Source organism: Urinicoccus timonensis (genome assembly GCF_900232945.1).
GTDB lineage: Bacteria > Bacillota > Clostridia > Tissierellales > Peptoniphilaceae > Urinicoccus > Urinicoccus timonensis.
In genome coordinates this window covers 36,612-60,346 of the sequence record NZ_OCTU01000003.1, presented here as the reverse complement: position 1 = coordinate 60,346, position 23,735 = coordinate 36,612, and the positions used below count along the sequence as shown (strand labels likewise).

General features: G+C 42.6%; 21 protein-coding genes, 1 other RNA gene and 2 pseudogenes. 5 read left to right on the top strand and 19 right to left on the bottom strand.

What is annotated here, in order from left to right; genetic code table 11:
* Positions 1-21 precede the first annotated feature (21 nt).
* The 4 genes from nadE to CS898_RS05625 all read right to left on the bottom strand — a co-directional run bounded on the left by nadE (position 22) and on the right by CS898_RS05625 (position 3,484).
* On the bottom strand, positions 22-738 hold the full coding sequence (nadE, locus tag CS898_RS05640) for an NAD(+) synthase (protein WP_009430917.1): 717 nt from the start codon (positions 736-738) through the stop codon (positions 22-24).
* A complete protein-coding gene (locus CS898_RS05635; RefSeq protein WP_159459133.1) occupies positions 739-1,389 on the bottom strand; it encodes a YigZ family protein in 651 nt (216 codons plus the stop codon).
* Positions 1,386-2,612: a GTPase HflX gene (hflX, locus tag CS898_RS05630; RefSeq protein ID WP_099208420.1), complete on the bottom strand. Its 1,227-nt coding sequence runs from the start codon at positions 2,610-2,612 to the stop codon at positions 1,386-1,388. Before hflX ends, CS898_RS05635 begins: the two co-directional genes overlap by 4 nt.
* 116 nt (positions 2,613-2,728) lie before the next feature.
* Positions 2,729-3,484: a YfjL-like protein gene (locus CS898_RS05625; RefSeq protein ID WP_099208419.1), complete on the bottom strand. Its 756-nt coding sequence runs from the start codon at positions 3,482-3,484 to the stop codon at positions 2,729-2,731.
* Positions 3,485-3,650: 166 nt separating this feature from the next.
* Between CS898_RS05625 and CS898_RS05620 the strand changes: the two genes are divergently transcribed.
* The gene (locus tag CS898_RS05620) at positions 3,651-6,524 is read left to right on the top strand and encodes a transglycosylase domain-containing protein (RefSeq protein WP_099208418.1); all 2,874 of its coding nucleotides are present in this window, start codon (positions 3,651-3,653) and stop codon (positions 6,522-6,524) included.
* The gene (locus tag CS898_RS09825; protein ID WP_159459132.1) at positions 6,481-6,633 is read left to right on the top strand and encodes a hypothetical protein; all 153 of its coding nucleotides are present in this window, start codon (positions 6,481-6,483) and stop codon (positions 6,631-6,633) included. Before CS898_RS05620 ends, CS898_RS09825 begins: the two co-directional genes overlap by 44 nt.
* A 37-nt stretch (positions 6,634-6,670) precedes the next feature.
* Here CS898_RS09825 and CS898_RS05615 read toward each other — a convergent pair whose 3' ends face one another.
* The 4 genes from CS898_RS05615 to CS898_RS05595 form a co-directional block, all read right to left on the bottom strand.
* Positions 6,671-7,489, bottom strand: a complete 819-nt coding sequence (locus CS898_RS05615) for a bifunctional 5,10-methylenetetrahydrofolate dehydrogenase/5,10-methenyltetrahydrofolate cyclohydrolase (RefSeq protein ID WP_099208417.1) — start codon at positions 7,487-7,489, stop codon at positions 6,671-6,673.
* 189 nt (positions 7,490-7,678) lie between these two features.
* The gene (locus tag CS898_RS05605) at positions 7,679-8,866 is read right to left on the bottom strand and encodes a copper amine oxidase N-terminal domain-containing protein (RefSeq protein ID WP_099208415.1); all 1,188 of its coding nucleotides are present in this window, start codon (positions 8,864-8,866) and stop codon (positions 7,679-7,681) included.
* A gap of 243 nt (positions 8,867-9,109) precedes the next feature.
* Positions 9,110-9,766, bottom strand: a complete 657-nt coding sequence (locus CS898_RS05600; protein ID WP_099208414.1) for a DUF6198 family protein — start codon at positions 9,764-9,766, stop codon at positions 9,110-9,112.
* Between the two features lie 411 nt (positions 9,767-10,177).
* On the bottom strand, positions 10,178-11,425 hold the full coding sequence (locus CS898_RS05595; protein ID WP_099208413.1) for a hypothetical protein: 1,248 nt from the start codon (positions 11,423-11,425) through the stop codon (positions 10,178-10,180).
* 128 nt (positions 11,426-11,553) lie between these two features.
* Between CS898_RS05595 and CS898_RS05590 the strand changes: the two are divergent.
* Positions 11,554-11,793: pseudogene (locus tag CS898_RS05590) on the top strand (hypothetical protein); the annotation flags it as partial.
* A 31-nt stretch (positions 11,794-11,824) separates the two neighbouring features.
* On the opposite strand, the gene CS898_RS05585 reads toward CS898_RS05590, so the two are convergent.
* Together CS898_RS05585 and CS898_RS10225 are read right to left on the bottom strand one after the other, a co-directional pair.
* Entirely contained in the window at positions 11,825-12,679 is an 855-nt protein-coding gene (locus CS898_RS05585) for an IS3 family transposase (protein WP_141558234.1), read from the bottom strand.
* Complete coding sequence (locus CS898_RS10225; protein ID WP_306345821.1) at positions 12,643-13,011, bottom strand: helix-turn-helix domain-containing protein; 369 nt, start codon at positions 13,009-13,011, stop codon at positions 12,643-12,645. Before CS898_RS10225 ends, CS898_RS05585 begins: the two co-directional genes overlap by 37 nt.
* A 357-nt stretch (positions 13,012-13,368) precedes the next feature.
* Between CS898_RS10225 and CS898_RS05575 the strand changes: the two genes are divergently transcribed.
* Together CS898_RS05575 and CS898_RS09880 are read left to right on the top strand one after the other, a co-directional pair.
* Positions 13,369-13,647, top strand: a complete 279-nt coding sequence (locus tag CS898_RS05575) for a hypothetical protein (RefSeq protein ID WP_234976034.1) — start codon at positions 13,369-13,371, stop codon at positions 13,645-13,647.
* Positions 13,638-14,348 (top strand): annotated as a pseudogene (locus CS898_RS09880) (FtsX-like permease family protein); the annotation flags it as partial. The gene CS898_RS05575 and the pseudogene CS898_RS09880, both read left to right, overlap by 10 nt.
* A 108-nt stretch (positions 14,349-14,456) precedes the next feature.
* On the opposite strand, the gene CS898_RS05560 reads toward CS898_RS09880, so the two are convergent.
* The 9 genes from CS898_RS05560 to tnpA form a co-directional block, all read right to left on the bottom strand.
* Complete coding sequence (locus tag CS898_RS05560; protein ID WP_009431261.1) at positions 14,457-15,920, bottom strand: carbon starvation CstA family protein; 1,464 nt, start codon at positions 15,918-15,920, stop codon at positions 14,457-14,459.
* Positions 15,921-16,093: 173 nt separating this feature from the next.
* Positions 16,094-17,173: a C40 family peptidase gene (locus tag CS898_RS10030; protein ID WP_234976033.1), complete on the bottom strand. Its 1,080-nt coding sequence runs from the start codon at positions 17,171-17,173 to the stop codon at positions 16,094-16,096.
* 188 nt (positions 17,174-17,361) lie between these two features.
* An RNA gene (rnpB, locus tag CS898_RS05550) (RNase P RNA component class A) lies at positions 17,362-17,693 on the bottom strand.
* Between the two features lie 58 nt (positions 17,694-17,751).
* Positions 17,752-18,666, bottom strand: a complete 915-nt coding sequence (locus tag CS898_RS05545) for a P-loop NTPase family protein (RefSeq protein WP_099208412.1) — start codon at positions 18,664-18,666, stop codon at positions 17,752-17,754.
* 3 nt (positions 18,667-18,669) lie between these two features.
* Positions 18,670-19,074, bottom strand: a complete 405-nt coding sequence (locus tag CS898_RS05540) for a cobalamin B12-binding domain-containing protein (protein WP_099208411.1) — start codon at positions 19,072-19,074, stop codon at positions 18,670-18,672.
* Between the two features lie 62 nt (positions 19,075-19,136).
* On the bottom strand, positions 19,137-20,639 hold the full coding sequence (gene scpC, locus CS898_RS05535) for a succinyl-CoA:acetate CoA-transferase ScpC (protein ID WP_234976032.1): 1,503 nt from the start codon (positions 20,637-20,639) through the stop codon (positions 19,137-19,139).
* A gap of 231 nt (positions 20,640-20,870) precedes the next feature.
* On the bottom strand, positions 20,871-21,803 hold the full coding sequence (trxB, locus tag CS898_RS05530; RefSeq protein WP_009430052.1) for a thioredoxin-disulfide reductase: 933 nt from the start codon (positions 21,801-21,803) through the stop codon (positions 20,871-20,873).
* A gap of 93 nt (positions 21,804-21,896) precedes the next feature.
* Positions 21,897-22,889, bottom strand: a complete 993-nt coding sequence (locus tag CS898_RS05525; protein WP_099208409.1) for a PLP-dependent cysteine synthase family protein — start codon at positions 22,887-22,889, stop codon at positions 21,897-21,899.
* 286 nt (positions 22,890-23,175) lie between these two features.
* A complete protein-coding gene (tnpA, locus tag CS898_RS05515; protein WP_099208408.1) occupies positions 23,176-23,634 on the bottom strand; it encodes an IS200/IS605 family transposase in 459 nt (152 codons plus the stop codon).
* Positions 23,635-23,735: the final 101 nt, after the last annotated feature.

Here is a 23,735-nt window from a genome sequence, read left to right as displayed (position 1 = left end):
TAACTGCTTATTTAAATTTTGTCAAGCCTTCCTTTGGTAGATGGGCGGAAATTCTCTCTTGTGTTGGCTATTTTCGTGCATCCGCCTAATTTTTTCGCTATTGGCTGAAGGCTGGCCTGTCCGGATATAGGCATTTAACTCTTCATAGGAAAAGCCCATTTCTGATTCATCGGTTTGGCCTTGGAAGAGGCCGGCTGTGGGTTTCTTTTGGATAATTTCTTCCGGCACGCCCAATTCCTTGGCCAGTTCATAGACCTCATCCTTTAAATAGGAGGCCAAGGGTAAAAGATCGGCTCCAGAATCCCCATATTTTGTATAGTAGCCTGTATAAAATTCACTTGCATTAGAACAACCACAAACCAGGTAGCCCCGGTCTTGACCATAATAATAGAGGGTCATCATCCGAAGTCTTGGCTTGATATTAGACCGGGCCATTTGATTATCACTATGGAAACTGGCCTGGATAAAAGTATCATAGCAAGAAGTCAAGTCCACCCTTTCCACTTCCAAGTCAATGGCTTGGGCTAAAAGTTTGGCATCCTCTTCATCCTGAGCTTGGCTGTCTATGGGAATCATAATCCCCAGAGCATTGTCCCCAAAGGCCCTCTTCATCAGGGCAGCTACAACGGCTGAATCCACGCCGCCACTTAGGCCCACTACCAGGCCCTTGGCCTTGGCTGAGGCAACTCTTTCTTGCATCCAGGCTACAATTCCCTGAATTTCTTTTTTTGCGTCCATTTATCTTTCCTCCATCTTGTCCAATAAAATTTTTTCTCCTAAAATTGGGGCCCTGCCCTGGCTTATGGTCCTTATATCCACCTGGCCACTGGTGAAGTTTTGGAGTAAATCTTCCAGGGCCGGTCTTCTTTTTTCCTCCACCAGGACCTTGTAGGCGACTTTTTCCAGGTAGGTCCTTTCCTCCACTTGGAACTTGGCCTGGTCCAGTTGAAAGTCCAGGGTCCCTTGCTGGCTATAGTCAAATTCCACCTCCAAGAGGTCCACAGACTCCCAATCCACCAACTTCCCTTGGTTCAAGGCCAACTGGGCGGCCAGGGTATAAGCCTTAACCAGGCCCCCCTTTCCCAAGAGGATACCTCCAAAATATCGGACCACCACAATACAGACACAGTCAACTCCCCCCTGCTGGATGCTGGTTAAAATTGGCAGACCTGCTGTAGACTTGGGCTCATTGTCATCGTCATAGCGCTCCAGAATTTCTTGGCTGATCCGGTAGGCCGACACATGGTGGCGGGCCTGGGGGTGGAGCTTTTTGATCTTGTCAATATAGGCCAGGGCCTCTTCTTCATTTTTTATATGGATTGCATAGCCAATAAAGCGTGACTTTTTCATGGTGTGTTCTGCAATCCCTTCATAGGCAAGAGATTTCACTGCTTCCCTCCTGTCCATCTTTCCATATCTTCCTTTAAAAATTCTCCCCTTAAAAGGCTCCCCTTTTCATTGTAGGAAACCTGGGCCTGGGGATAGTCCTTAAGGGCCTGGTTCAAAAGTCCTTGGTCTTGAAAGCTAAAGAAGATTTCCCCTTGGACCCATTGGTCTCCCAAGAGGTCCACCAGGGCCTCTTCCAACTTTTCCACCGGGTCATTTAGGGCCGAGTAAAACAAGAGCTTGTCTGGCCTGGGCTGGATGACCTGGGGCCTCATGTCGGGTCGGTCAATCTTGTTAAAAACTGTCAACCTGGGAATGTCCATCAGGTCCAGGTCCTTTAAAATCTTCAGGGTCTCCATGTAGTCTTTTTGCAGGCTTTCAGATTGGCCATCCAGGACATGGACCAGGGTTGAAGAATTTTTCAACTCATCCAGGGTAGATTGGAAGGCTTCCATTAAAGTTTCTGGTAGGTCGCTGATAAAGCCCACCGTATCTGCCAGGATCACCGGCCGCTTGTCCAGAAGCTTCACCGACCTTAGGCTGGTGTCCAAGGTGGCAAAAACCATGTCTTTGACAAAGACTTGCTTGTCCGACTCCTGCCCTAAAAGGGCATTCATCATGGTGGACTTGCCGGCATTGGTATAACCTACAAAACTCACCAGGGGGACCTGGCTTTTTTTCCTCTGCTTTAATTGTTCCTGTCTTTGGTTCTTGATTTCATCCAGCCGGCTTTGGATTTGGTGGATTTGCCGGTCAATCTTTCGCCGGTCCAGCTCCAATTTTTGCTCTCCCGGCCCCCGGGTACCAATGCCGCCCCCGGCCTTGGACAGGGAGTAGGACCCAATTAGGCGACTCTTGCCATAGGTCAGCTGGGCCAAGAGAACCTGGAGCTTGGCCTGCTTGGTCCTGGCCCGGCTGGCAAAGATGTCCAGGATTAGGTGGGTCCTGTCCATGACTTGAATGTCCAGCTCTCTTTCCAGGTTCCTGAGCTGGAAGCCCTTGAGGTCATCATTGACCAAAACCAGGTCCGGGTCTAGAGACTGGATTAGGGCCTTTAATTCCTCTAGTTTCCCCTTGCCAATATAATAGGGTCCCGGCTCCTTTAGATTTTGCGATAGTTCTGCCAAGACACGACCATTATCTGCCTGGATCAGGGCCCGGGTTTCCTCCGGACTACTGGGACTTAAATTTGTTGTAAGTAAAATGACACCCTCTTTTTGGTCCATGACACCCTCCTTTCTTTCATTATACTAAAGAAACTTTTCTCGGACAATCCACTTGTCCTTCTTGACTTCCAAAAAAGAAAAAAGTGACCCTGGGGCCACTTTTCTCTTTAATAATCCTAGTCCTTTGTTTGGGTTTCTCCCTCTTTAAGGATCCTTTCAAGGCCTGCCAGGTCCCCTTGGCGAACCAGGTCTTGGGGAATGTCAAAAATCGTCAAGGCATGGTCCCAGCTTTCGGCCTCTCCATCTGGTCCCCGGTCTTTTTCCGGGACCAAGATAATGGAATAGGTCTCCACCCTCAAGGGGCTGGTGTCCATGATTTTTTGCAGGTCTTGGAGAATTTTTAAGGCCTCCTGGATTTGGGGTTCTTTAGAATAGCCATAGGCCTGGGCTTGGACCCGGCTGGGGAAGTGGTTAAAGTCCACTTCCTGGTCCAGGGTCAGCTGGTCTTCCAGCTTGTCTTGGTCCAGGGGTCTTAGGTTAATCTCATAGGGAAAGCCATGGTCTTTTCCCAATTTTTTCCCATACTGGCGGAGCTGGTCTGTAAAGCGGATATAGGTGTTAAAAATCCTGTTGGGATAAGAGTCATACTTTAGCCGCCCCCGCCAGTCAAAGGCAAGGCTAAACTTGGAGTCGATACTATTTTTATCCTGGAGCCAGACCATGTAGGCCCCATCTTTAAAATTATAGTAGGTCTCGGACCTGTCCAAGTCCAGGTCTTGGTAGTGGGTCTCAAGATAACTGTCCGCAGCCCGGTTGGCCAAATATTTTGATAAGGGGTTTCCATAAAATCCTAGCAGGACCCAAAGGGCCAGGATGGCCAAAAGGACCAAGAGGGCCAATACAATCCCCTTGACTATACTTTTCTTTTTCATCTTTTTCCTCCCTGCCCCTTGGGGCCCCTTTATCTCCGTCTTTTCTCTTCTATTTTCTCTTAAAGCCCTTCTTTTTTCAAGGCTTTTCTTTTTCCTTCCGTGGTCTTATTTATTTTTCTATAGAGTCTGGCTTTTCTTGTGTTATAATGAACGAAAGGAGTAAATCATGAAAAAAAGAATCCCTCGCTTTCATTTAAATAAAAACCGCCTACTTCTTATTCTCCTGGGCCTGGCCTTTATCTTAGTTGCCCTTGTAGGGCTTTTTTCCAGCCTCTTTGTGGGGATCTTGTTTTCCATTCCCGATACGGACTTGAAAAACTTGTCCACCAGCTACTATCAAACATCCAGCATCTATGATGAGTCAGGCAACCTCTTGGAGAATATTGAATCCGAAGAATTCCGTACCATCATCCCCCTGAAGGATATGCCGGAAAATTTACAAAAGTCCTTTATTGCCATTGAGGACAAAAGATTTTACCAGCACCGGGGTCTGGACCCCAGAGGAATCGCCTCCAGTCTCCTAGATAATTTACGGGCTGGATCCATGGTCCGGGGAGGGTCTACCATTACCCAGCAATTGGCCCGGAATGTCTTCTTGAGCCAGGAAAAATCCCTGGACCGAAAAATCAAGGAGGCCTATCTTTCCCTGAGACTGGAATCCCAATTGTCCAAGGATCAAATCCTAGAAGCCTACTTAAACCGGATCAACCTGGGCCAAGGGGCCTATGGGGTCCAAGGGGCCAGCCAAACCTATTTTTCAAAAAATGCCCAGGACTTGACCCTGGCCCAATCGGCCCTCTTGGCTGGCATTGTCAAAAGTCCCCGGGACTACTCCCCCCTCTTAAGGGTGCCTGTGACGGAAAAAGTCGACCGGCCGGCCATTGGCCAGCAAGAAATTTCCGGTGTGGACTACAACCTTTACTTAAATCCCAAGAGCCTGGACCGGCAAAAAATTGTCCTGGCTGAACTCTACCGCCAAGGAAAAATTTCTAAAGAGGACTATGAAGCCGCTAAGAAAGAAGATGTCTTGGCCTCTATTGTCCCCCTGCAAAAGAAACACCACAGCATGAGCTCCTATGCCATGGACCTCATCAAGGCCCAGGCCTCCCAAGAATTGGCCAAAACCTACCATATCTCTCTGGACGAAGCGGAACACAAGCTCTTTACCGGAGGCTACCATATTGAAACCAGCCTCAACCTGGACCTCCAGGGCAAGATTGAAAATTTTTACAAGAACTTTTTGGAAAACTACCTGGTCCAATCCTCCTATCGAGAAGGAGCCCGGGCCTTGAGCTTCCAAAGTAATGACCAGGGCCATATAGTGGATGCCAATGGTCAAATCCTCTACCTGGCTAGAGACCAGGTCCTGGACCCCAGCCTCCGGTTTTTTATTCCTAGCGACCAGGTTTTTTACGATCAAGGCCAGCTCTCTTTACCGGCTTCCTATTTTTCCTTCCAAGCCCGACACATCTACTTTAAGCCCCTCTATTCCATTGACGCCAGCCATGTCTTAAAGACCTATGACCTGGGCCAATGGAGATTGGATGATGGGGCCAAGCACCAGGGAGACCGGGTCCTGATTTCCAGAGACTTCTTGGACAAGTCCCCGGACTTTGTGGAAACCACCCCCCAGGGCTATTTCTTTAACCCCAACTACTATAGTCTGGGCCAAGAAACCATCCAGCCTCAGCTTTCCACCATCCTGATCGACAACCAAACCGGCTATGTCCGGGCCATTATCGGTGGATTGGACATCCAATCCAGGGGGTCCAAACTCCTGAACCGGGCCACCATGAGCCCCCGGGTTCCTGGAACGGCCATCCTGCCCTTTAATGCCTATCTGACAGCCTTGGAAAATGGAAAAAAACCTGCTACGGTTTACGACGATGCCCTGGAAGAAAACGAAGGAGTCTTTTGGCCGGAAAACCCCTCGGGCAAGTACTATGGCCTAGAAACCATGCGAAAGAACTTAGAACACGACTCCTATACAGTCCCTGTAAAAATTGTCAAGGACCTAGGCTTTAAAAAGGTTCTGACCACCCTTTCCAAGCTGGGGATTTATAAGCCCCACAGGCCCCAAGAAGACTTTTTCGTCCACCCGGAAGAAGACCCCTACAACGACTTGACCCTGGACTCCCTAGGTCTGGGCAATATGCGCAAGGGAACCACCTGCTACGACCTGGCCACGGGCTACTACGGCCTGGCAGCTGGAGGTAGCTACAAGGAACCCACCATTATCAAGTCCATCAAGGATCCTTCCGGCAGCCTAATCTACCAAAGTAAGGACCGAAAATACAGGGAACTTTGCTCCAGAAAAAATGCTGCCATCCTGACAGACTTCTTGCGGACCAACGCTATCCAGGGCCAAGCCGCCGGAGTCAGTGTGAAGAGCAATGCCCTGGCTGCCATCTATGGGACAAATAAATTTGCCAGTGACCAATGGCTCTTTGGCTACACCCCCTACTATACCATCGGAACTTGGATGGGCTGTGACCAGCCCAAGGTCTCCTTGAATTCCAACAAGGACTTTATGATAGACCTTTGGAACCAAGTTGCCTACATGGCCCATAAGCCCCTGGAGTCCATTGAAAAATTCCCCATCCCCGACCAAATCCACTATGTCAACATCAGTGAAAAAAGTGGCCTTTTGGCCTCGGCCCAAACTGAGAGGGCTCGGGCAAACTACGATGAATTTTTCGAAGAGGGTCAAGAGCCCACCGACTACGACACCAAGCACAGAACCTACAAGGTCTGTCGTCTTTCAGGAAAGAGAATTACAAAATTCTGTCCCTATGATACAATTATCTTAAAGAGCTTTTACCAAAGGTCAGACCCCTACCAGGGGAAAAAGAGACCTGACAAGTTACCCATGGATATGGAAAACATCGACCAAGACTATTGCGACATCCATACCCGGGAATGGTTTGAGGACCAGCTAGAGGAAGAAGAAAAACAAGACCAAAGAAAAGACCAGAAAAAGAAACAAGGAGGCTCCCATGAAAGTAAGAAAAAAAATCAAACGCGTAAAAAGAGGAATTAGCCTGGCCAAAATTTGCCACAAGGGCTTAAGACTCCACACAGCCTATAAGGGCACCAAGCTTTTAAAGGCTGGCTTGGATGACTTCCTAAAACCTAAATACCAAAGATAAAAAAAGAATTGACGACCAAAAGTCGTCAATTCTTTTTTTAATCCCTATGTTTTTTCAGGCAAGACTCCAATAAAAGGGTATTGGTTAAGGCCCCAACACCTCCTGGCACTGGAGTCACTACTTGACTGTCCTTAAAGCCTTGGTAGTCCACATCTCCTACGAGTTTGCCATCCTTCATATCCAAGCCAATGTCGATAACCAGGGCATGGTCTCCTACATCTTCTGACTGGATACTATGGGCCCTACCTGTGGCCGTAAAGACAAGGTCAGCCCTTTTTAGGTGGTCTTTTAAATTTTTCGTCTTGGAATGGCAAAGAGTGACAGTGGCATTTTCTTTTAAGAGGAGGTGGAGGAGGGGTTTTCCCACCACAGTCGTCCGGTTAATGACCACCACTTCCTTGCCGGTTAAGTCCTGGCAGTGGGACTTACAGAGCATAAGGGCCGCCCTGGGGGTGGCTGGAATATGGTAGGGAGTCAGGCCACTGTAAAGGGCCCCCCGGTTGTAGAGGGTCACCCCGTCCAGGTCCTTTTTGGGGTCTAGTTCCCTCTTGAGCTGGTCTTCCACTTCCTTAAAAATAGGTTCCAACAAAAGAATCCCCCCTACCCGGTGGTCTTTGTTTTCCCTGGCAAAGTCTTCCAAGATCTTGTCGGTCATCTGGTCATAATGGTAGGTCCGAAGCTTAATACCCAGACTTTGGGCCGTCTTAACCAATCCCCTCTCATAGGACTTGGCTCCTGAATCCTCTCCAAAACGGAAGATACAGCATTCTTTGGTTCCATCCAAGATCCCATCTTCTATTTGTTTTTTAATTTGGTCCAGTAGGTCCTTTTTTATTTGGTCACTTCTTAATTCCATGCAAGCCTCCCTTGTCTAAAATAAGTTTTTTGTTTACTAAGTATTATACACAAGACCTTGGGAAAAGCCAACGAAAACCGTCCTCCACTATAGTGCCCATAAAAAACCTCGCTATTTATAAGAAGCGAGAGGTCTCTTTCAGGCTTTTTCCAAAAGAAAAGAGGGGGTTTCCCCCCTCCTTGTCTTCTCTTATTTTGCATTGGGATTGATGTAAATTTCTACTAATTCCACAACTTTTTCTCCATCAAATTGAACCCAAAATGGTGGTTTTAACTTCCGGCCAGCCATTTCCTTTTCAAAGGCCTCATAAGAAACTTCATGGGCAGCTGTAACCATGCCCTTTTCTTCCCGGAGGTAAAACTTGCAGTCCTTGGCTAAGTCAAAGGAAACTTCTTCTTCCTTATCATCATAGACATTGGGACCCAAGGCTGGAGGCCCTAGCATGAGGTCGGTCCGTCTTTTCACATTATTAATAGAGATAAATTCCCCGGGATTCAGGTTAATTTTCCCCGCTTCCTTGTCCAGGGAGTTGATATAGGCTACGTATTTTTCCTCTTCCTTTAGATTATCCACAAATTGGACGGTGGCCAGGGCTTCTTGAAAGAGCTTTTCCTTTTCCTTGTAGGCTTTTTCCGACTCTGGACCATAGGGCAAGTCTGAAGCATAGTTGACTTCTGTGAAATATCCCTGGTCATACTTGAGGACCTCTGTCAGGACAATGGTAGAAAAACTATAATTGTGGGTTCTTCCAATGGATGCAATCAATTCATTTCGATCCTTGGTGAAAAATTCATAGGCATTGTTTTCAATATTAAAGCGAGTAGAGATGGCCTCATCAAAGCCTTCCGGTAAGTACAAGCTTAAGCCAATTTCCGGATAGTCTCTCTTGGTCATCTTGGCCAGCTTTTCCTTGTCTAGAGTTGGAAAACTCTTTTCTCCAATAAAAACAGTTCTCATAGGGCCATTCCAGTCCACCTTTTCCCCATAGGCTTCTGCCACGGTCCGGGCAGGAATAAAGGTTCGATTTTTTACAGCCTTTGCAGGTACATCCATGGTGATTTCTTTCGTCGTCTTTCCTTCTTGGACCTTCAACCTTTTATCCCCCAGGGTGAAAATCAATTTTTTATCCCCCTTGGTCAGGTTGACTTGGTTTTTGTCCGCCTTCCAGTCTACTTGAAAACCCAGGGCTTCAGACAGGGCTCGAACAGGCACCAGGGTCCTGGAATTTTCTACAAAGGGCTCCACATCTGTAGGCGTCTGCTTGCCCTTGACAATTAAGTTAATGGGGTCATCTTGGCCATAGATGGGACTTCCCACCAGGATAAGACTGAGACTCACGAGGCTAAATCCTTGAAGGTAGCTTAAAAATTTTTTCATATTTTTCCTCCTTCCACCTTCTTTATTTATTGTTTATACCCCCTTTTTAGCCTCTTTATGCAGCTTTTCCCTTTAGCCTAGATATCCGATTGGCCATCTTCTAAATTTAATCTAGGTCATTTCTAATGATGGCAAAGCTTTTAACTAAATACTTTAAGTCCTTGATAAGTTTCCTAATTTCCACCCCGGACATAGATTTCATCTCAAAAAGAGAAAAATCCACCCCTAGGGGTGGATTTTATCCTATGCACTTTTTTCTAGGCCTCCTTGGCTAACCTGCCAGGCTGGTACCTTCATTTTAATTTCAAATTGGCCTATTAAATAAGAAGAAACCAGGGTGGTTAGAAAGGAAAAAACCAGGCGACCTGGACTGATATAGGTCAGGGACAGGGCCAAAACCACAAAGTCCGTCAATAAATAGGCCCGAGCAATGGGCCACTTGGCTTTTTTAGAAATCACCATGGCCAAGGCATCATCGCCTCCAGCACAACCCCCAGCAGTAATGGCAATCCCACAACCACAGCCGATAAAAATTCCACCGGCAATGGCGGCCAAAAGTGGCAGCTGGGACAGGTCCGGTAAGACCGGCCCCACTTGGTTAAAGATCCCATAAAAAATCGAGAACATCAGTGTTGCCACAGCCGACCTCTTTAAGAAGGGCCTGCCTAAGATGGAAAATCCCAGGGCATAGCATAGACCATCCAAGATAATAGAGGTATAGGCCAGGTTAAGGCCAAAGACCTTCTTTAAAAAGAGGCCCAGGCCCAGGACTCCGCCCTCTGTAATCTGGGAAGGCTCGTGGATGTTTATGACTCCAAAAGCCATAATGGCACATCCAATCGAAATTTTCAACAAATCATCTTTCGTAATTTCTAAGCGTCTCAGTATCCCACTGAGCATAATTTCACTCCTAATCTTACGACTAGAAAAGCAAAAAAGACTGCTGTCTTAGGCTTTCCTAATCGCGCAATCTTCGGATGGTGTTGATGCTTTTTTGTTTAGATGATTTTTTCTTGTAAAAACTCTGAGCCAACAGAAGCATTTTAAGGCCACAAAAAATCCCACATCAGGCACTTCTAGGGCACAATCACACTTCCTGCATCAGATAAAAACTACCAATAAAATCGGTAACCACCGTTAAATAACAGTTCTTACTGGGCTATTATAGCATATTTTCCTATTTTTTGCAAGATTTCCCTAGCCCATAAAAATGGCGACATATGCCGCCATTTTTTTGATATTCTATACTCTAAATAAAACTCTAAAGATTATTATTTATAAGCTAAAATATAATCTTTTAGAATAAATCAATTATTTATTTAATTTATAATAATTTACACAGCGGTTTTGCCAAGACCATACTATACATTCATCTCCTGACAAATGCACACTGACGTGAGTTTGTGGGACACTGACTTTACCAATTTTCTTTCCATGACCATCTATAAAATCTATATTTGTTCCCTTTTTATTGCTGATGACCACAGCTAATTTTTCGCCATCAGATACAACCTCATTTACATTTGAGTATAATTTCTTCGTTCCACTTCCATCACCCTTAGCCATAAATAGATTTGGATTTTTACCATCCGTAAAATATCCTCCAGAATCTACAAAGAATACATTTCCATCGATTGGTAGAATATCATAGTAAGGATTATTCCCCTTGCTTAAAAGAGTCGTTTTCTTTGAAGCTAAATCATATTTATAAAGCATCTTTTGAGGCTCAGCCATATCTTTGGTAGTAGGTATATCCTTTAAGAAGTAGATCTCATCTTTTCCCATAAACATAGAATGGATACCCTCAGCTAGACAAGCTTCAGCTTCTGTTTCAAGATCAAAAGTTATCAAATCATATGCATTAAAATTATCTTTTGTGTCTAAATCTTTTTTTAGATAGAGAGTGTCTCCTCTAAGGGCAGAATATTTATCAGCATAGCTAAATGCTTGGCCTTTTCCCTTTAAAGATTCAAGGAAATATACGCCACTGTAGGATTCCACCTTAGTTTGAGAATATTTTTTTCCATTCATCTCTCTAACAATATCTCCACTATATGCCCCTGTAGGAGTTATAATTATAGATTTATTATCCTTATCGAATTGAAAGTTTCCATAGTTGTAGGTCAAAATATTTTTGCCCCTACTAGGTCCAGTTAGACCGTAGACAAAATCACTTCCCATAAAACCTCCACCTAGATGGTAGATCATGTATAGGTTCCCATCACTTAATACTTTAAATGAAATGTCTTTTGCTGATAAATTATAAGAGTCATAGGAGTTTATCAAAGTAGTTTTGCCCGTTTTTAAATCCTTTTCATATACTTTGACATAGCAGTTTCCTCCATAAAGGTTACCGTTACTATCTTTTTCCTGGTTGGTTATCTTCACATCTGTATAGTATAGCTTGCCTTTATGTACTGCCATATCTGAAAGAAATGAACTTTTGTTAAGCTTTACCTTTTTTTCTAGCTTTGCAGAAAATGCGTAAGAGTCACTGCCCGCTCCCAAAACGATTAAAAACGCAAATATAAATAATAAAATCTTTTGCATCTTTTTCATATCTAAAACCTCCCCTTCAACTTATTCTTTCCTTAATTTTATCACATCACCCGGCAACAGTGTTTAAAGGTGTTTTTATTTAATCTAAACGTAATATTTATCTAGTTTTAAAAATATATATTTTAAATATGAAAATTATTAATGATCTTGCCAGTGGAGATGTTAAAAATAATAAAAAAGACGCACTAGCCATTAAAATTTCCATACTTTTAGTAGTAATTTTACTAGGAACTGTTATTTTTATTTTCGACTCAATGAACATTGAACAGTATGAATATGTAAAGAAAACTATTGAAGATTATCATGTAGATATAGCTGAAATTGACGAAAGTTTTTATGATAAATTAAAAAATGATACAGATATTGATGTGTACCCATAAAACTGGACACAATATTTAATTAATTCGTTGTAGTGGATGCTAACCTATACTTTGTAGGTGGCATCCATTTTGTTTTTGATTGAATTCTTTCGTTATTGTAATAATCTATATACTCCTCTATTGCTCTCGAAAATTCGTCAAAAGAGCGATAGCTCTTTTCATAACCATAATACATTTCATTTTTTAGCCTTCCAAAGAATGTCTCCATAATGGAGTTATCATAGCAATTCCCTTTTCTTGACATGGATTGCTTTATCCCATGTTTTTTAAGCTCATTGACATAATATTTATGTTGGTATTGCCAACCTTGATCTGAATGTAGTATTAAGTTCTTTAGTTTTGGAAATTTTCTAAATGCTCTTCTTAACATAGTAGATATTTGTTTTAAATTAGGACTTAAGGATAAGTCGTAGGAGATAATCTCATTGGTATACATATCAAGTATTGGAGAGATGTAGCATTTACCCCAAGAAAATTTAAATTCAGAGACATCCGTGGTCCATTTTTGTAAAGGTCTATCTGCTTTGAAGTCTCTATTGATTAGATTATCTGCTACTTTACCTATTTTCCCCTGATAGGAGTGGTATTTTTCTTTAGAGCCCTTTCCAAAAAGTTTTCGTTCGTGCATAATCCTTTGTACTTTTTTATGGTTTATGACATAGCCTTGATTTATTAACTCCATATAGACTCTTCGCACTCCATATCTTCCTTTGTGTAGGTGAAAGATTTGGGCTATTTTATCTGCAATCGGACGATTCTTAACTTTTATTTTATCCACTTTATTTAGTTCAAAGTAGTATGTTGACCTCGGCAAATCAATGGCTCTTAAAAGATCCTTTAGTCTGTATCCTTTTTCTTTGAGTTCTTTGACAATCGCTGCTTTTTCGCCTTGAGTTGCGCAGCGTAACGTTCTTCTCTCAAGGCGATCTCTTTTTTTATTATTTCATTCTCAGCCTTCATATATTCATTTTCTGCTCTAAGTCTTATGAGTTCTTCTCTTTCGGATTCATTCAGTTCTTTTGGTTTATGGATATTTTTCTTTTTCATGGTTGTATTTTTAGATTTACGGCCTTTCTTTTTATTCACAAGACCATTATATCCATCCTTTTTATACTTGTTAAGCCATGAATAAAGTTGTCCTTCATTTATTCCATTTTCGATTGCAGTTGCCTTTATTGAATTTCCAGCCAGCACTTTCGACACCATTTCTAATTTTTCATCTGGTGTCCAGTGGATATTATTTCCATGGTTTAAAATTTCTGGGCCATGAAGTTCTTCTAATCTAAACCATTTTCTAATGGAAGCATGAAGGTTTTCTTCTTTGGTCCCATCAGGTGTATCAGGCCATTTCCCTTGCCTATACAACTGTATGCACTCTTTTTTGAATNTTAAAATTTCTGGGCCATGAAGTTCTTCTAATCTAAACCATTTTCTAATGGAAGCATGAAGGTTTTCTTCTTTGGTCCCATCAGGTGTATCAGGCCATTTCCCTTGCCTATACAACTGTATGCACTCTTTTTTGAATTCATAGCTATATTTCACAAAAATACCCTCCTTACTGGTTTGTCCAGTAAAGAGGGTACATATCATATAGAAAAAGTTTCTTTTAATAAAATTATTAATACAGACTTCAATGCAGTTATATATGAACATGGAGATTCTGAAAGTCTTCTCGGCTACGAAATCAAAAATGGCAGAAAACTGGAAAATTCAAATGAACTTTTAGTACCAGAGAGATTTTTAATAAAAAATAAGGAGTACGATTTAGGTTCTAAGATTATTGAAAATAAAAAGACATATACTATCGTTGGTGTTTACGAAATGAAAAGGCAAAGGCTATGAAAATAAGAATTGACGAATCTATAGAAGAGATGCCTTATGAATTAGAGGCATATAAGTCAAATGAAATAGCTATTTACACAAGTGAAAGTAGTCTAAGAAATTTTATAGATGAGTACGGAATTGATGAAGCTAATCCTGTATATTATTATTTTGTAAAAATCAAAGCCGATAAAAATAAAGAGAAAGTATTTGAAGATGCCGAAAAAGTGATTTCAACCTATTTTCCAAAATCAGATCATGGTACTTCTACAGAAATTATAAGAGCTGCTATGAATAAAGAACAGACAAGAAATGAAAAACTTTTAAATCTTGGCATACAAATTATTCTTATAACCATCGCTTTTTCTAATGCCTATAATAGTTTTAAAGGCAACCTTAAAGCGAGAGCAAATGATTTTAAACTTCTATAAACTACTGGAATGACAAAAAAACAGGTTGAAAAGATGGTATTTTCTGAAGTAAAAATATTATTTAAAAATATTTTCTTAGCATATATCTTTATGTTTTCTATAGGCATTGTGTTAAGAGCCTATAGGAGCAACTATGAATTAGGCTTTGGAATAAAAGAGCTGATAATAAATATTAATTATACTCCTATATTAATAGTATTTGTATTTATAATTGCAGGTGTCTTACTTGCAATAAAAAGTGGTCTTAAAACAAAAAATGAGAACTCAGATAATACTTTCAAGAGTATATAAGAAAAAGGCTATGAGCATTAAACTCATAGCCTTTTCTCTTGCCACCTAAAGACTCTTTAAATCAGTTTTTCTAAAATCCCTAATTCAATGAGTCTTAGGGCCCTTTTCTTAGTCTAAAATAATATCTTTTCTCTTTTTACTCGAATAAGCCACAAACCAGGCAAAAAGAATGGCAAAGACTAACCCTACCAAGTAAGACCCGGTATAGCCTTCTAGGCCCAGACGGCCATCAAAGTTCAAGCCCAATTTAGGATCATGGAAGATATAGCTGGAAACGATAAAGGTGTAAAACATCCCTGGTAGGAGGGAGATGAAATAGTTCTTTCCATTGCCCTTGAGATAGGTGGATACCATCAAGAGGGCAAAAACTGCAACCAATTGGTTGGCAAAGCCAAAATACCGCCAAAGAGTGGCAAAGCCTTCGCTATTGGTCTTGGCATAGTAGAGAATGGCCACAGCAGGAATAAAGATAAGGATGGATAAGAGAACCCGTTTGATCTTTTTCCCTTGGTCAATGTTGAACTGTTCTGCAATCATGAGGCGTAGAGACCGAAAAGCTGTATCTCCACTGGTAATGGGGAGAACAATAACCCCGATAATGGCAATCAAGCCCCCAATTTTACCCATAAATTCCTTGGATATCAGACCTACCATCAAGGTTGCAGAAGTATCCACTGCTGCAGACCGGTTAAAGAGAACCATGGCGCCAGCTGCCCAGACCATAGCAATAAAACCTTCGGCTAACATCATGTTGTAGAAGGTTTGTCGCCCTTCTCTTTCGTCCATGACTGTTCTTGAGATCAAGGTTGCTTGGGACCCGTGGAAACCAGACATAATCCCACAAGCTACCGTAATGAAAAAGACCGGGATAAAGGATTGGCCCGTGGGATGGACTGAAAGCAAGCTTCCTTCTGTAATGGGGTGAAGGCTAGCTCCTCCATCCATTAAAACCCCAACTAAAACTCCCAGGGCAGAAAGAATTAAAAATCCTCCAAAAATTGGGTAAACCCGACCAATGATGGCGTCAATGGGAAAAAGGGTGGCCAGGATGTAGTAGCCCAAAATACAGGCATAGACAATCCAAATAACATTACTTTGTATATCCATTCCCAAGACGTCATTGACAATCAAGTCTCCTGGCGTATAGATAAAGACAACCCCTGTTAGAAGCATTAGGATCCAAATAATGATATTGTAGACCTTGTTGGTGCCATTTCCCAAATAGCGAGTTACCAGCTTGGGCACTTGGGCCCCGTCATTACGCATGGAAATCATCCCGACAAAGTAGTCATGCAGTGATCCTGCCAAGACACAGCCAATGGGGATAGTTAAAAAAGCAATGGGACCAAATAAAATCCCTTGGATGGGGCCTAAGATGGGGCCTGTCCCAGCTATGTTCAAAAGTTCAATAAGTTGGTTTTTCCATTTTTTCATACCAACATAGTCCAGGCCGTCTGCCAATTTTACAGCAGGCGTTTCCCGGTCATCTGGTCCAAAAACCCGTTCACAGTACTTCCCGTAAGCAAGGCCTCCAACCAGCAAAATAGCAAGTCCAATTAAAAATAAGACCATGGATATTCCTCCTTAATAATTATTATAATTCCTAAGTCTAGTATAGCAGGTTATTTTACACAAAATCAATCAGGTTTCCAAAAATCTAGGACTTTCTTTTCCCAAATTTACCCTCTTTTTGAACACAAAAAATTCCCGACCTTGTAAACTAGATCGGGAATAAAAGAATCTACTTATAAAACTCTGGTTGCATTGACAAAGTTTTGTGTATAGTATTTTTCAGTTAATTTGTTTTTAACAACCTTACCTTGGCCACTGGCTGCATGGATGAATTCATCATTTCCAATATAGACACCTACGTGGCTGACATTTCCTGTGCCAGTAGTGGCAAAGAAAACTAGGTCCCCTCTTTGGAGTTGGTCTTTAGAAACTTGTTTACCAAATTGGGATTGGGCACTGGAAGTTCTTGGAACGTTGATGTTTAGCTCATTTTTGTAAATGGCATAAACTAGACCAGAACAATCATATCCGGCGTTACCTGTATCTCCATAAACATAGGTTGAACCTAACTTGTTTGTAAGAGAAGCAAGAACTCTAGAGGATTTTGATCCATCTGCAGGAGCAACTTCTTCCTTAGCTTCTGGTAAAACTGCTTTGGCTACTGGCTTGGCTGGTGCAGGACTTGCTGGCGCAATGTCTTTTCCATCCAATTGAACGTCTGCCATGGGAAGATAAAAAGCATCCCCACTTTCATTAATTAGAACAAAGTTTCCTTTTTCAAAAGAAACAATGGAAATTTCTTGGTTCTTCTTCACCACTAGGGTCTTGTTGTTGTTCTTTAAGGTCTTGTTTACCTTGGAAGTCCCCTTGGTTATGTAACTATTCATTCCGGCTGCTTCTAAAGCATCCTTGGAAACCAATCCGTTTAGGCCGTCTTTTGTCTTTACCACATAACCGTCGTTGCGGTCTTGGGTTAAAGTAACCTGTTCTCCTAAGAAGAGGTTTCTCAGAACCTTGCCATTGGATTTAATAGGTGTATTTTTTTTGGTAATGAAAATTTTTTCACTTACCTCTGTTTTTATCAGTTTATTTTTTGGAATGGAAACTTGTGCATCTCCTTTTTTCACGGTAAAGATGCCTTCTTTTTCTCCAATGATATTGACTTCTTCTTCTGCTGCAAAGCTTAAAGTCTTACCACTATTCAAAGTTGTAGTGTGGTCGCTAAGTAAGATACCAGTATCCTTTAGGCCTACTAGTGCTACAGCACATAGAGCCGCTAGCCCTAGGGTCTTTTTCAACTGAGGTTTTTTCACAATTAAACTCCTTTAATATCTCTATAAAAAACTTAAAACCTTTTGGTCAACTTTCATATAAAAGTATAACAAAAAGGTTTCAAAATTACAACAAAAAGTTACAAAAAAGTAACGACTTTTCTAACTTTTTTGTTTTTCCTAAGAAATATCAAAGAAACTCCGATTTTCTTACAAAATATGGACTTGTATGTAAGAGCAAGTCTATAAGCCGTGTTCTGTTTTATCAATCATCTATCTAGGATATTTGTTGCCAAATACCTCCAGCGACCTACCTCTTGGCGGTGACGAGCAGCCACCTTTTGATCCTTTTTGGTCTTGCTCCGGATGGGGTTTACAGAGCCAATTTGTCTCCAAATTGCTGGTAAGCTCTTACCTTACCTTTCCACCCTTACCACAATGTGGCGGTATCTTTCTGTTGCACTAGCCTTGGAGTCGCCTCCACCGGACGTTATCCGGCATCCTCGCTCTATGGAGCACGGACTTTCCTCATGTTTGCACATGCGATTGAATGACTTACTCAAGTAAAAATTATATCATATCTTTTTTTAAGAAGCTAGAAAAACTTCTGCCCTATAGGTCTATTTAAAATAGCGATCCAAAAGTTCTTCTGCAAGGAGATAGGGATTACTTCCTTCCTCTAGAGCTCTTTTAATGGCCTCTTCTTCAAAACGAATCACCGCCTCTAGGTCATCTTTTAAAAAGCCTCTCATCCTGCTTTCAACTTCCATGACTTCTTGTTTTAGACGGTCTTGTTTCCAGTGTCCCATATCCAAGAGATAGTCTTTAAAGTCGTCAATGACTTCCTTCAAACCCGAAACTCCTTGGTCTTGGAAGCTTAAAACCAGGGGTCTTTCCTCCCGGTCCTCTTGGAGGTCCAACATCATTTCAATGTCCAGCTTGGTCTTTTCCTCCTGCCGCCCCCTTCCTTGGTTGACAAAAAAGATCTGGGTCAATTCCAGGCTCCCTGCATTAAGCAATTCCATGTCTTGGCTTAGGTCTGGAGAAATGACATTAACCAGGCAGTCCACCACCTGACTAAGGTCTGTATCCAGAGGGCCTCCAAAACTTTCCAGCAAAATCAAGTCACATCCATAGGCATCCAAAATCCTCATCATGCCAGGGACCGCATAGGAAATCCCTCCCTGGTGGCCCCGAGAAGCCACTGACCGGATAAAAACTCCCTCCTTGCCTGAAAGTTGAGCGAATCTTTCCCGACCTCCTAAGAAGGCTCCACCGGTTTGGGGGCTGGAGGGGCCCATAAGTAAAAGGCCGACTTTTTTCCCCTCTTCTAAATATCCTTCTATCAAGTCTACCAGTAGCTTGGACTTGGCCAGGTCCTCTTGACCGGTAAAGCCCACCCGGTAGGCCCCCTTGTCATGGGGGTAGATAGACTTCAAGAGGTCTACATAGCCCTCTCTTTGATTTTCTACAAGGGATATACATCTTGCACAGGCTTTTTCATTGCCTGCTATTAATTTTTCTACAAGATCCATAGCCTACTCCTTGTCTATTTTTATATGCTGGTTTACAAAACAAATGACATCTTTTAGGTCTGTCCCTGGAGGAAAAGCCTGAGCCAAGCCCTGGTTTTTCAGGTCTGGAATGTCTGCTGCATCGATGATTCCACCAGCAAAGACCAGTAGGTCTTCAAACAAGTCCTTTTCCTTTAATAAGGATAGGGTTTCGCTTAAAAGCTTTTTATAGTCTCCGGATAGGATACTAATCCCTAGGGCATCCACATCCTCTTGGAGGACGGCCGATACAATCTGCTGGGGACTTTGCTTAAGGCCGGTATAAATTACTTCCATTCCTGCCTCCCTAAAACGATAGGACAGGATTCGTGCACCTCGGTCATGTTCATCCATGCCCGGCTTCGCTACGAGTATACGAATGGGAACCATAATCTCTCCTTAATTCTTAACAGATTCTCCTTTTAGCCAGGCCCTAGGGCCTGGACCTTTTCCTATTGGTCTATCTTCATGGTGCCGGTTTCTTTTAACCGGTCATACCAGGAAAAAGCTTCCGATAAAATATGAGGTGTGTGTTGTCCTGGACTTTCCTTGATGGCTCGGTTTAGATAGTCTTCCAATTGGGCCTTGTAGTCCGGATGGGCACAATTTTCAATAATTTTTCTAGCCCTTTCCACTGGGTCTAGGCCTCGTAGGTCTGCATAGCCTTGTTCCGTGACCACCACCATGACATCATGTTCTGTATGGTCTACATGGGGGACAAAGGGAACTATTGCAGAAATCAGGCCCTTTTTGGCTGTGGATTGGGTTGTAAAGATGGACAGGTAGCCACCCCGGGTAAAGTCCCCGGACCCTCCCAAACCATTCATCATATTGGTCCCAGAAACATGGGAGGAGTTGACATTGCCATAGATATCAAATTCCAGGGCAGTATTGATGGCGATTACTCCCAAGCGGCGGATTAAGCCAGGATTGTTGGATATCTCAACAGGTCTTAAAACCACCTTGTCCTTGATTTTGGGCAGTTCTTCTCCCAGTCTTGCATTCATTTCAGGACTCAAGGTAAAGCTAGTTCCAGAAGCATAGTCCACCTTGCCGGCAATTAAGAGGTCAATAATTCCATCTTGTAAAACTTCAGAATAAACCGTCAAGTGCTCAAAGTCTGAATCGGTAATTCCCTTTAAGACGGCATTGGCTACATTGCCCACTCCAGATTGGAGGGGAAGGAGGTTTTTAGGTAACCTTCCTGCCTTAACTTCTTCCTTTAAAAAGCGAATGATGTTTTTGGAGATATCAATACTGACTTGGTCGGGTTCCACAATGGGAGCCGTAGAGTCGGGAATATCACATCCTACAATCCCTACAATCTTGTCTGGATCACACTCGATATAGGGCTTGCCAATTCTCTCTTCTGGCCGGGTTAAGTTAATGGGCTTACGGTAGGGTGGAAGGGGTAATTCAGCAATATCATGCATGCCTTCCAATTCCATGGGTTGGCTGGTGTTGATTTCAACCAAGACCTTGTCTGCCATTTCCACACAGATGTTGGTTTGACCCACAGAGGTGGAGGGAATCAAGTGGCCCTCTTCTGTAATGGCCACCACTTCCACAATGGCTACATCAATATGGCCTAAAAAGCCCGCCTTTAATTGTTGGGGCACATGGGATAGGTGCATATCTTGGTATTTGACCTTGCCATCATTAATGGCCTTGCGGAGGGTCCGGTCTGTTTGATAGGGGAAACGATAGGCAACCACTCCAGCGTTTGTCATTTTTTCGTCAATTTCGGGTCCAACAGAAGCTCCTGTAATGACGGTTAAATTTAATTTCTCTCCAGCTTCTCCCCTCCGGGCCAATTCCAAGGGAATAGCCTTGGGATAACCAGCTGGTGTAAAACCACTTGTAGCAATGGTCATATCCTTTTGAATGAATTCAGCTGCTTCTTTGGCAGTCATTAATTTACTTTTTAATTTTTCACAGCGTAATCTGTTTTCCATCATTATCTACCCCCTATATGTACAAGCTAATAAACCAGCTCTATGAATTTAGAGTCTGGTGCAGTCTTATTTTAACCCAAAAATACGGTAATGACCTGGAACCTCCCCTATAAAAGGTTCAGTCACTACCGTAAATAATCGGGCAATGCCTAAGACGCGCTAGTCTCGTCTTTCCTAATTAGATACTATCACAAATAAAAAATATTTTCAATAGCCCCAAGCCCCCTAAAATCAAGGCTCCAAGTCATCTAAATATTTTTCTGCCACCATGGCTGCTGTGGCTCCTTCCCCTACTGCTGTCACCACTTGCTTAAAGCCTTCATAGCGGATATCTCCAGCTGCGTAGACTCCGGGAATTTCCGTTTGCATCTTTTCATCTGTTGGGATATAGCCATCTACCAGGTCCAATTGGCCCTTTAAAAAGTCCGTTAAAGGAGTGTAGCCCACATAGATAAAGATCCCGACTCCCTTGTAGTCTGTAGAGGACCGGAAGCTTTTGACTTCCTTGGTCTTGACATTTTCAATCAAGACTTCTTGGGCCGTACCCTCTCCCTTGATTTCCTTGAGAACACTGTCCCATAGGATTTCAACCTTTTCATTGTTGAGGATCTTTTCTTGCAAGGACTTGGCAGCCCTTAATTGGTCTCTGCGGTGGACCAGGTAGACCTTGTTGGCAAACTTGGTTAGGAAGTGGGCTTCTTCCACTGCCGCATCCCCACCGCCAATGACAAAGACATCGGCCCCTTCATAAAAGGCCCCGTCACAAGTGGCGCAATAGCTAACTCCCCGGCTGGCAAATTCTTCCTCTCCGGGAACATTTAGCTTTCTGGGATTGGCTCCAGTGGTAATGATGATGCTGGCTGCCTGGTATTCCCCTTGGTCCGTTTTAATCTTTTTGGGATTGGACCTTAAATCCACAGACTCCACTGTTTCATGCTTCACTTCCGCCCCAAAAGACTTGGCCTGTTCTTCCATCCGCATGGCCAGTTGCATTCCTGTATGGCCGTTGGGGATTCCAGGATAGTTTTCCACATCCAGGGTCTTGTTCATTTGCCCTCCGGCCATTTCCTTTTCTATAATTAAGGTCTTTATCCGAGCTCGGGCACCATAAAGGCCCGCACTGAGTCCTGCAGGACCTCCCCCGATTATAATTAAATCATACATATTTTCACCTCATAAAAAATTACTATATAGTATCTATACCCTACTTTTCCACTTTTATCTATTCTCTTCCTAGAATTCCTGGAAGGGCCCAAGTTAAATGGCCTGGATATCCAAAATTTCTATATCTTTTGAAAGAAAGTCCTCTTGCTGGGGAATTTCCTTCATCAAATCCGTGGAAAGATATTTTTTATTGTCATCAGAAAAGACTGTGGCTACGACCTTGTCCTGGCCCAGGATTTCTGAAGCCAAAATAGCCCCTAAAAAGTTGGCTCCAGATGAAATTCCAACTCCCAAGCCCTTTCTAGCCAGCTTTTGAGCCATGATAATGGCATCATCAGAATAGACAGAGACGATGTCATCCAGGTCTTTTTCCTTTACCAGGTCCGGGATAAATTCATCACTAATTCCGGCAATCTTATGGGACCCCACCTTGTAGCCGGTGGAGAGAGTAGGCGATTCCTTGGGTTCCAAGGGAAAGCCCTTGGCCTCCTTGTTGACTTCCTTGATGGCCTTGGCCACCCCTGTAATGACACCACCGGTGCCAACTCCGGCCACAAAACCATCACATACCAGGCCATTTCTTTCAAGGTCTGCCACTAGCTCCCTACCCAAGGACTCATATTGACCTTGGGTATTGAGGTCATTGGAAAATTGATGGGGTAAAAAGACATGGTCGTGGTCTTTTTGATAGTTATCAGCCAGGTCAATGGAGCCTAAAAAGCCCCCTTCTTCCTTGGAAACATCAATAATCTTTGCCCCAAAGGAAGAAACCAACTTCTTTCTTTCTTGACTCATCCAGTCTGGCATAAAGATAATCACAGGATTCCCCGTATAGGCCCCCAGGGCACAAAAAGCAATCCCTGTATTACCAGAAGTTGCCTCAACAATTGCGTCCCCTTCCTTGATCAGGCCTTGTTCATAGGATTTTTTCAAGATATACCAGGCCATCCGATCCTTTACAGACCCTGAAAGATTGTAGTATTCCACCTTGGCATAGAGGGCCCCCTTCCGTCCTTGATAAGAGTAGTCAATCTTTACTAGGGGGGTTTTGCCTATTAATCTATCTATTTTTTCTAAATTTTTCATTCCAATCCATCTCCTTTAGTCCTATTATACAATATCTTGGACCAATTGAAAGACTAAAGAAGCCCCTCTAAAGTCTTTTGTCAAATCGAAGCCAAGTCTTGTGGAAATTCCCCAAAATGAAAAATCCTATCTTCAACTTTTCCAATCATAACCACCCGTAAAACGGGTGGTTTGATCACGGGCTATAAGCCCAAGTATTACCAACCAGCGTCTCAAGGCGCTGGTTTTCACTTTGTTCAAACCTTATTGTTTTTGCCTCTTTAGCCTGCCCTTAAAGGGCTTTACTTCATCTTCTCTTGAATGGATCTTCGTATTCTTTTACACTTAATTTATCCATTGCTATGTCGTGTTGCTCTTGATCTCTTATATACTTTGCTATTGTTTGTTCATTCAATCCTACCGTACTTACATAATATCCCTCTGCCCAAAAATGTCTGTTTCCAAATTTGTATTTTAGGTTTGCATGCTTGTCAAACATCATTAGTGCACTTTTTCCTTTCAAGTATCCCATGAAACTTGACACTGATATTTTTGGGGGAATACTAACTAGCATATGCACATGGTCTGGCATTAAATGTCCTTCTATTATTTCGACTCCTTTATATTTGCATAATGTTCTAAATATTTCTCCCAAACTGTCTCGGTATTGATTAAAAACAATTTTTCGTCTATACTTTGGTGTAAAGACAATATGATATTTACACATCCATTTTGTGTGTGATAATGAATTTGCCTTTTGAACCATTTAAATCACCTCTTCATTATTTTAGGTCTGAACAACTCTATTATAATACTGAGGTGATTTTTTGGTATAACCTTTATTGCCTACCCGCATAGCGGGTAGTT

Excerpts from the sequence above, each read along its gene's own strand:
- nadE (WP_009430917.1), bottom strand. The coding sequence starts at position 738 with ATGGACGCAAAAAAAGAAATTCAGGGAATTGTAGCCTGGATGCAAGAA.
- hflX (WP_099208420.1), bottom strand. The coding sequence starts at position 2,612 with ATGGACCAAAAAGAGGGTGTCATTTTACTTACAACAAATTTAAGTCCC.
- CS898_RS05625 (WP_099208419.1), bottom strand. The coding sequence starts at position 3,484 with ATGAAAAAGAAAAGTATAGTCAAGGGGATTGTATTGGCCCTCTTGGTC.
- CS898_RS05620 (WP_099208418.1), top strand. The coding sequence starts at position 3,651 with ATGAAAAAAAGAATCCCTCGCTTTCATTTAAATAAAAACCGCCTACTT.
- CS898_RS09825 (WP_159459132.1), top strand. The coding sequence starts at position 6,481 with ATGAAAGTAAGAAAAAAAATCAAACGCGTAAAAAGAGGAATTAGCCTG.
- CS898_RS05615 (WP_099208417.1), bottom strand. The coding sequence starts at position 7,489 with ATGGAATTAAGAAGTGACCAAATAAAAAAGGACCTACTGGACCAAATT.
- CS898_RS05605 (WP_099208415.1), bottom strand. The coding sequence starts at position 8,866 with ATGAAAAAATTTTTAAGCTACCTTCAAGGATTTAGCCTCGTGAGTCTC.
- CS898_RS05600 (WP_099208414.1), bottom strand. The coding sequence starts at position 9,766 with ATGCTCAGTGGGATACTGAGACGCTTAGAAATTACGAAAGATGATTTG.
- CS898_RS05595 (WP_099208413.1), bottom strand. The coding sequence starts at position 11,425 with ATGAAAAAGATGCAAAAGATTTTATTATTTATATTTGCGTTTTTAATC.
- CS898_RS10225 (WP_306345821.1), bottom strand. The coding sequence starts at position 13,011 with ATGGTGTCGAAAGTGCTGGCTGGAAATTCAATAAAGGCAACTGCAATC.
- CS898_RS05560 (WP_009431261.1), bottom strand. The coding sequence starts at position 15,920 with ATGGTCTTATTTTTAATTGGACTTGCTATTTTGCTGGTTGGAGGCCTT.
- CS898_RS05545 (WP_099208412.1), bottom strand. The coding sequence starts at position 18,666 with ATGGATCTTGTAGAAAAATTAATAGCAGGCAATGAAAAAGCCTGTGCA.
- CS898_RS05540 (WP_099208411.1), bottom strand. The coding sequence starts at position 19,074 with ATGGTTCCCATTCGTATACTCGTAGCGAAGCCGGGCATGGATGAACAT.
- scpC (WP_234976032.1), bottom strand. The coding sequence starts at position 20,639 with ATGGAAAACAGATTACGCTGTGAAAAATTAAAAAGTAAATTAATGACT.
- trxB (WP_009430052.1), bottom strand. The coding sequence starts at position 21,803 with ATGTATGATTTAATTATAATCGGGGGAGGTCCTGCAGGACTCAGTGCG.
- CS898_RS05525 (WP_099208409.1), bottom strand. The coding sequence starts at position 22,889 with ATGAAAAATTTAGAAAAAATAGATAGATTAATAGGCAAAACCCCCCTA.
- tnpA (WP_099208408.1), bottom strand. The coding sequence starts at position 23,634 with ATGGTTCAAAAGGCAAATTCATTATCACACACAAAATGGATGTGTAAA.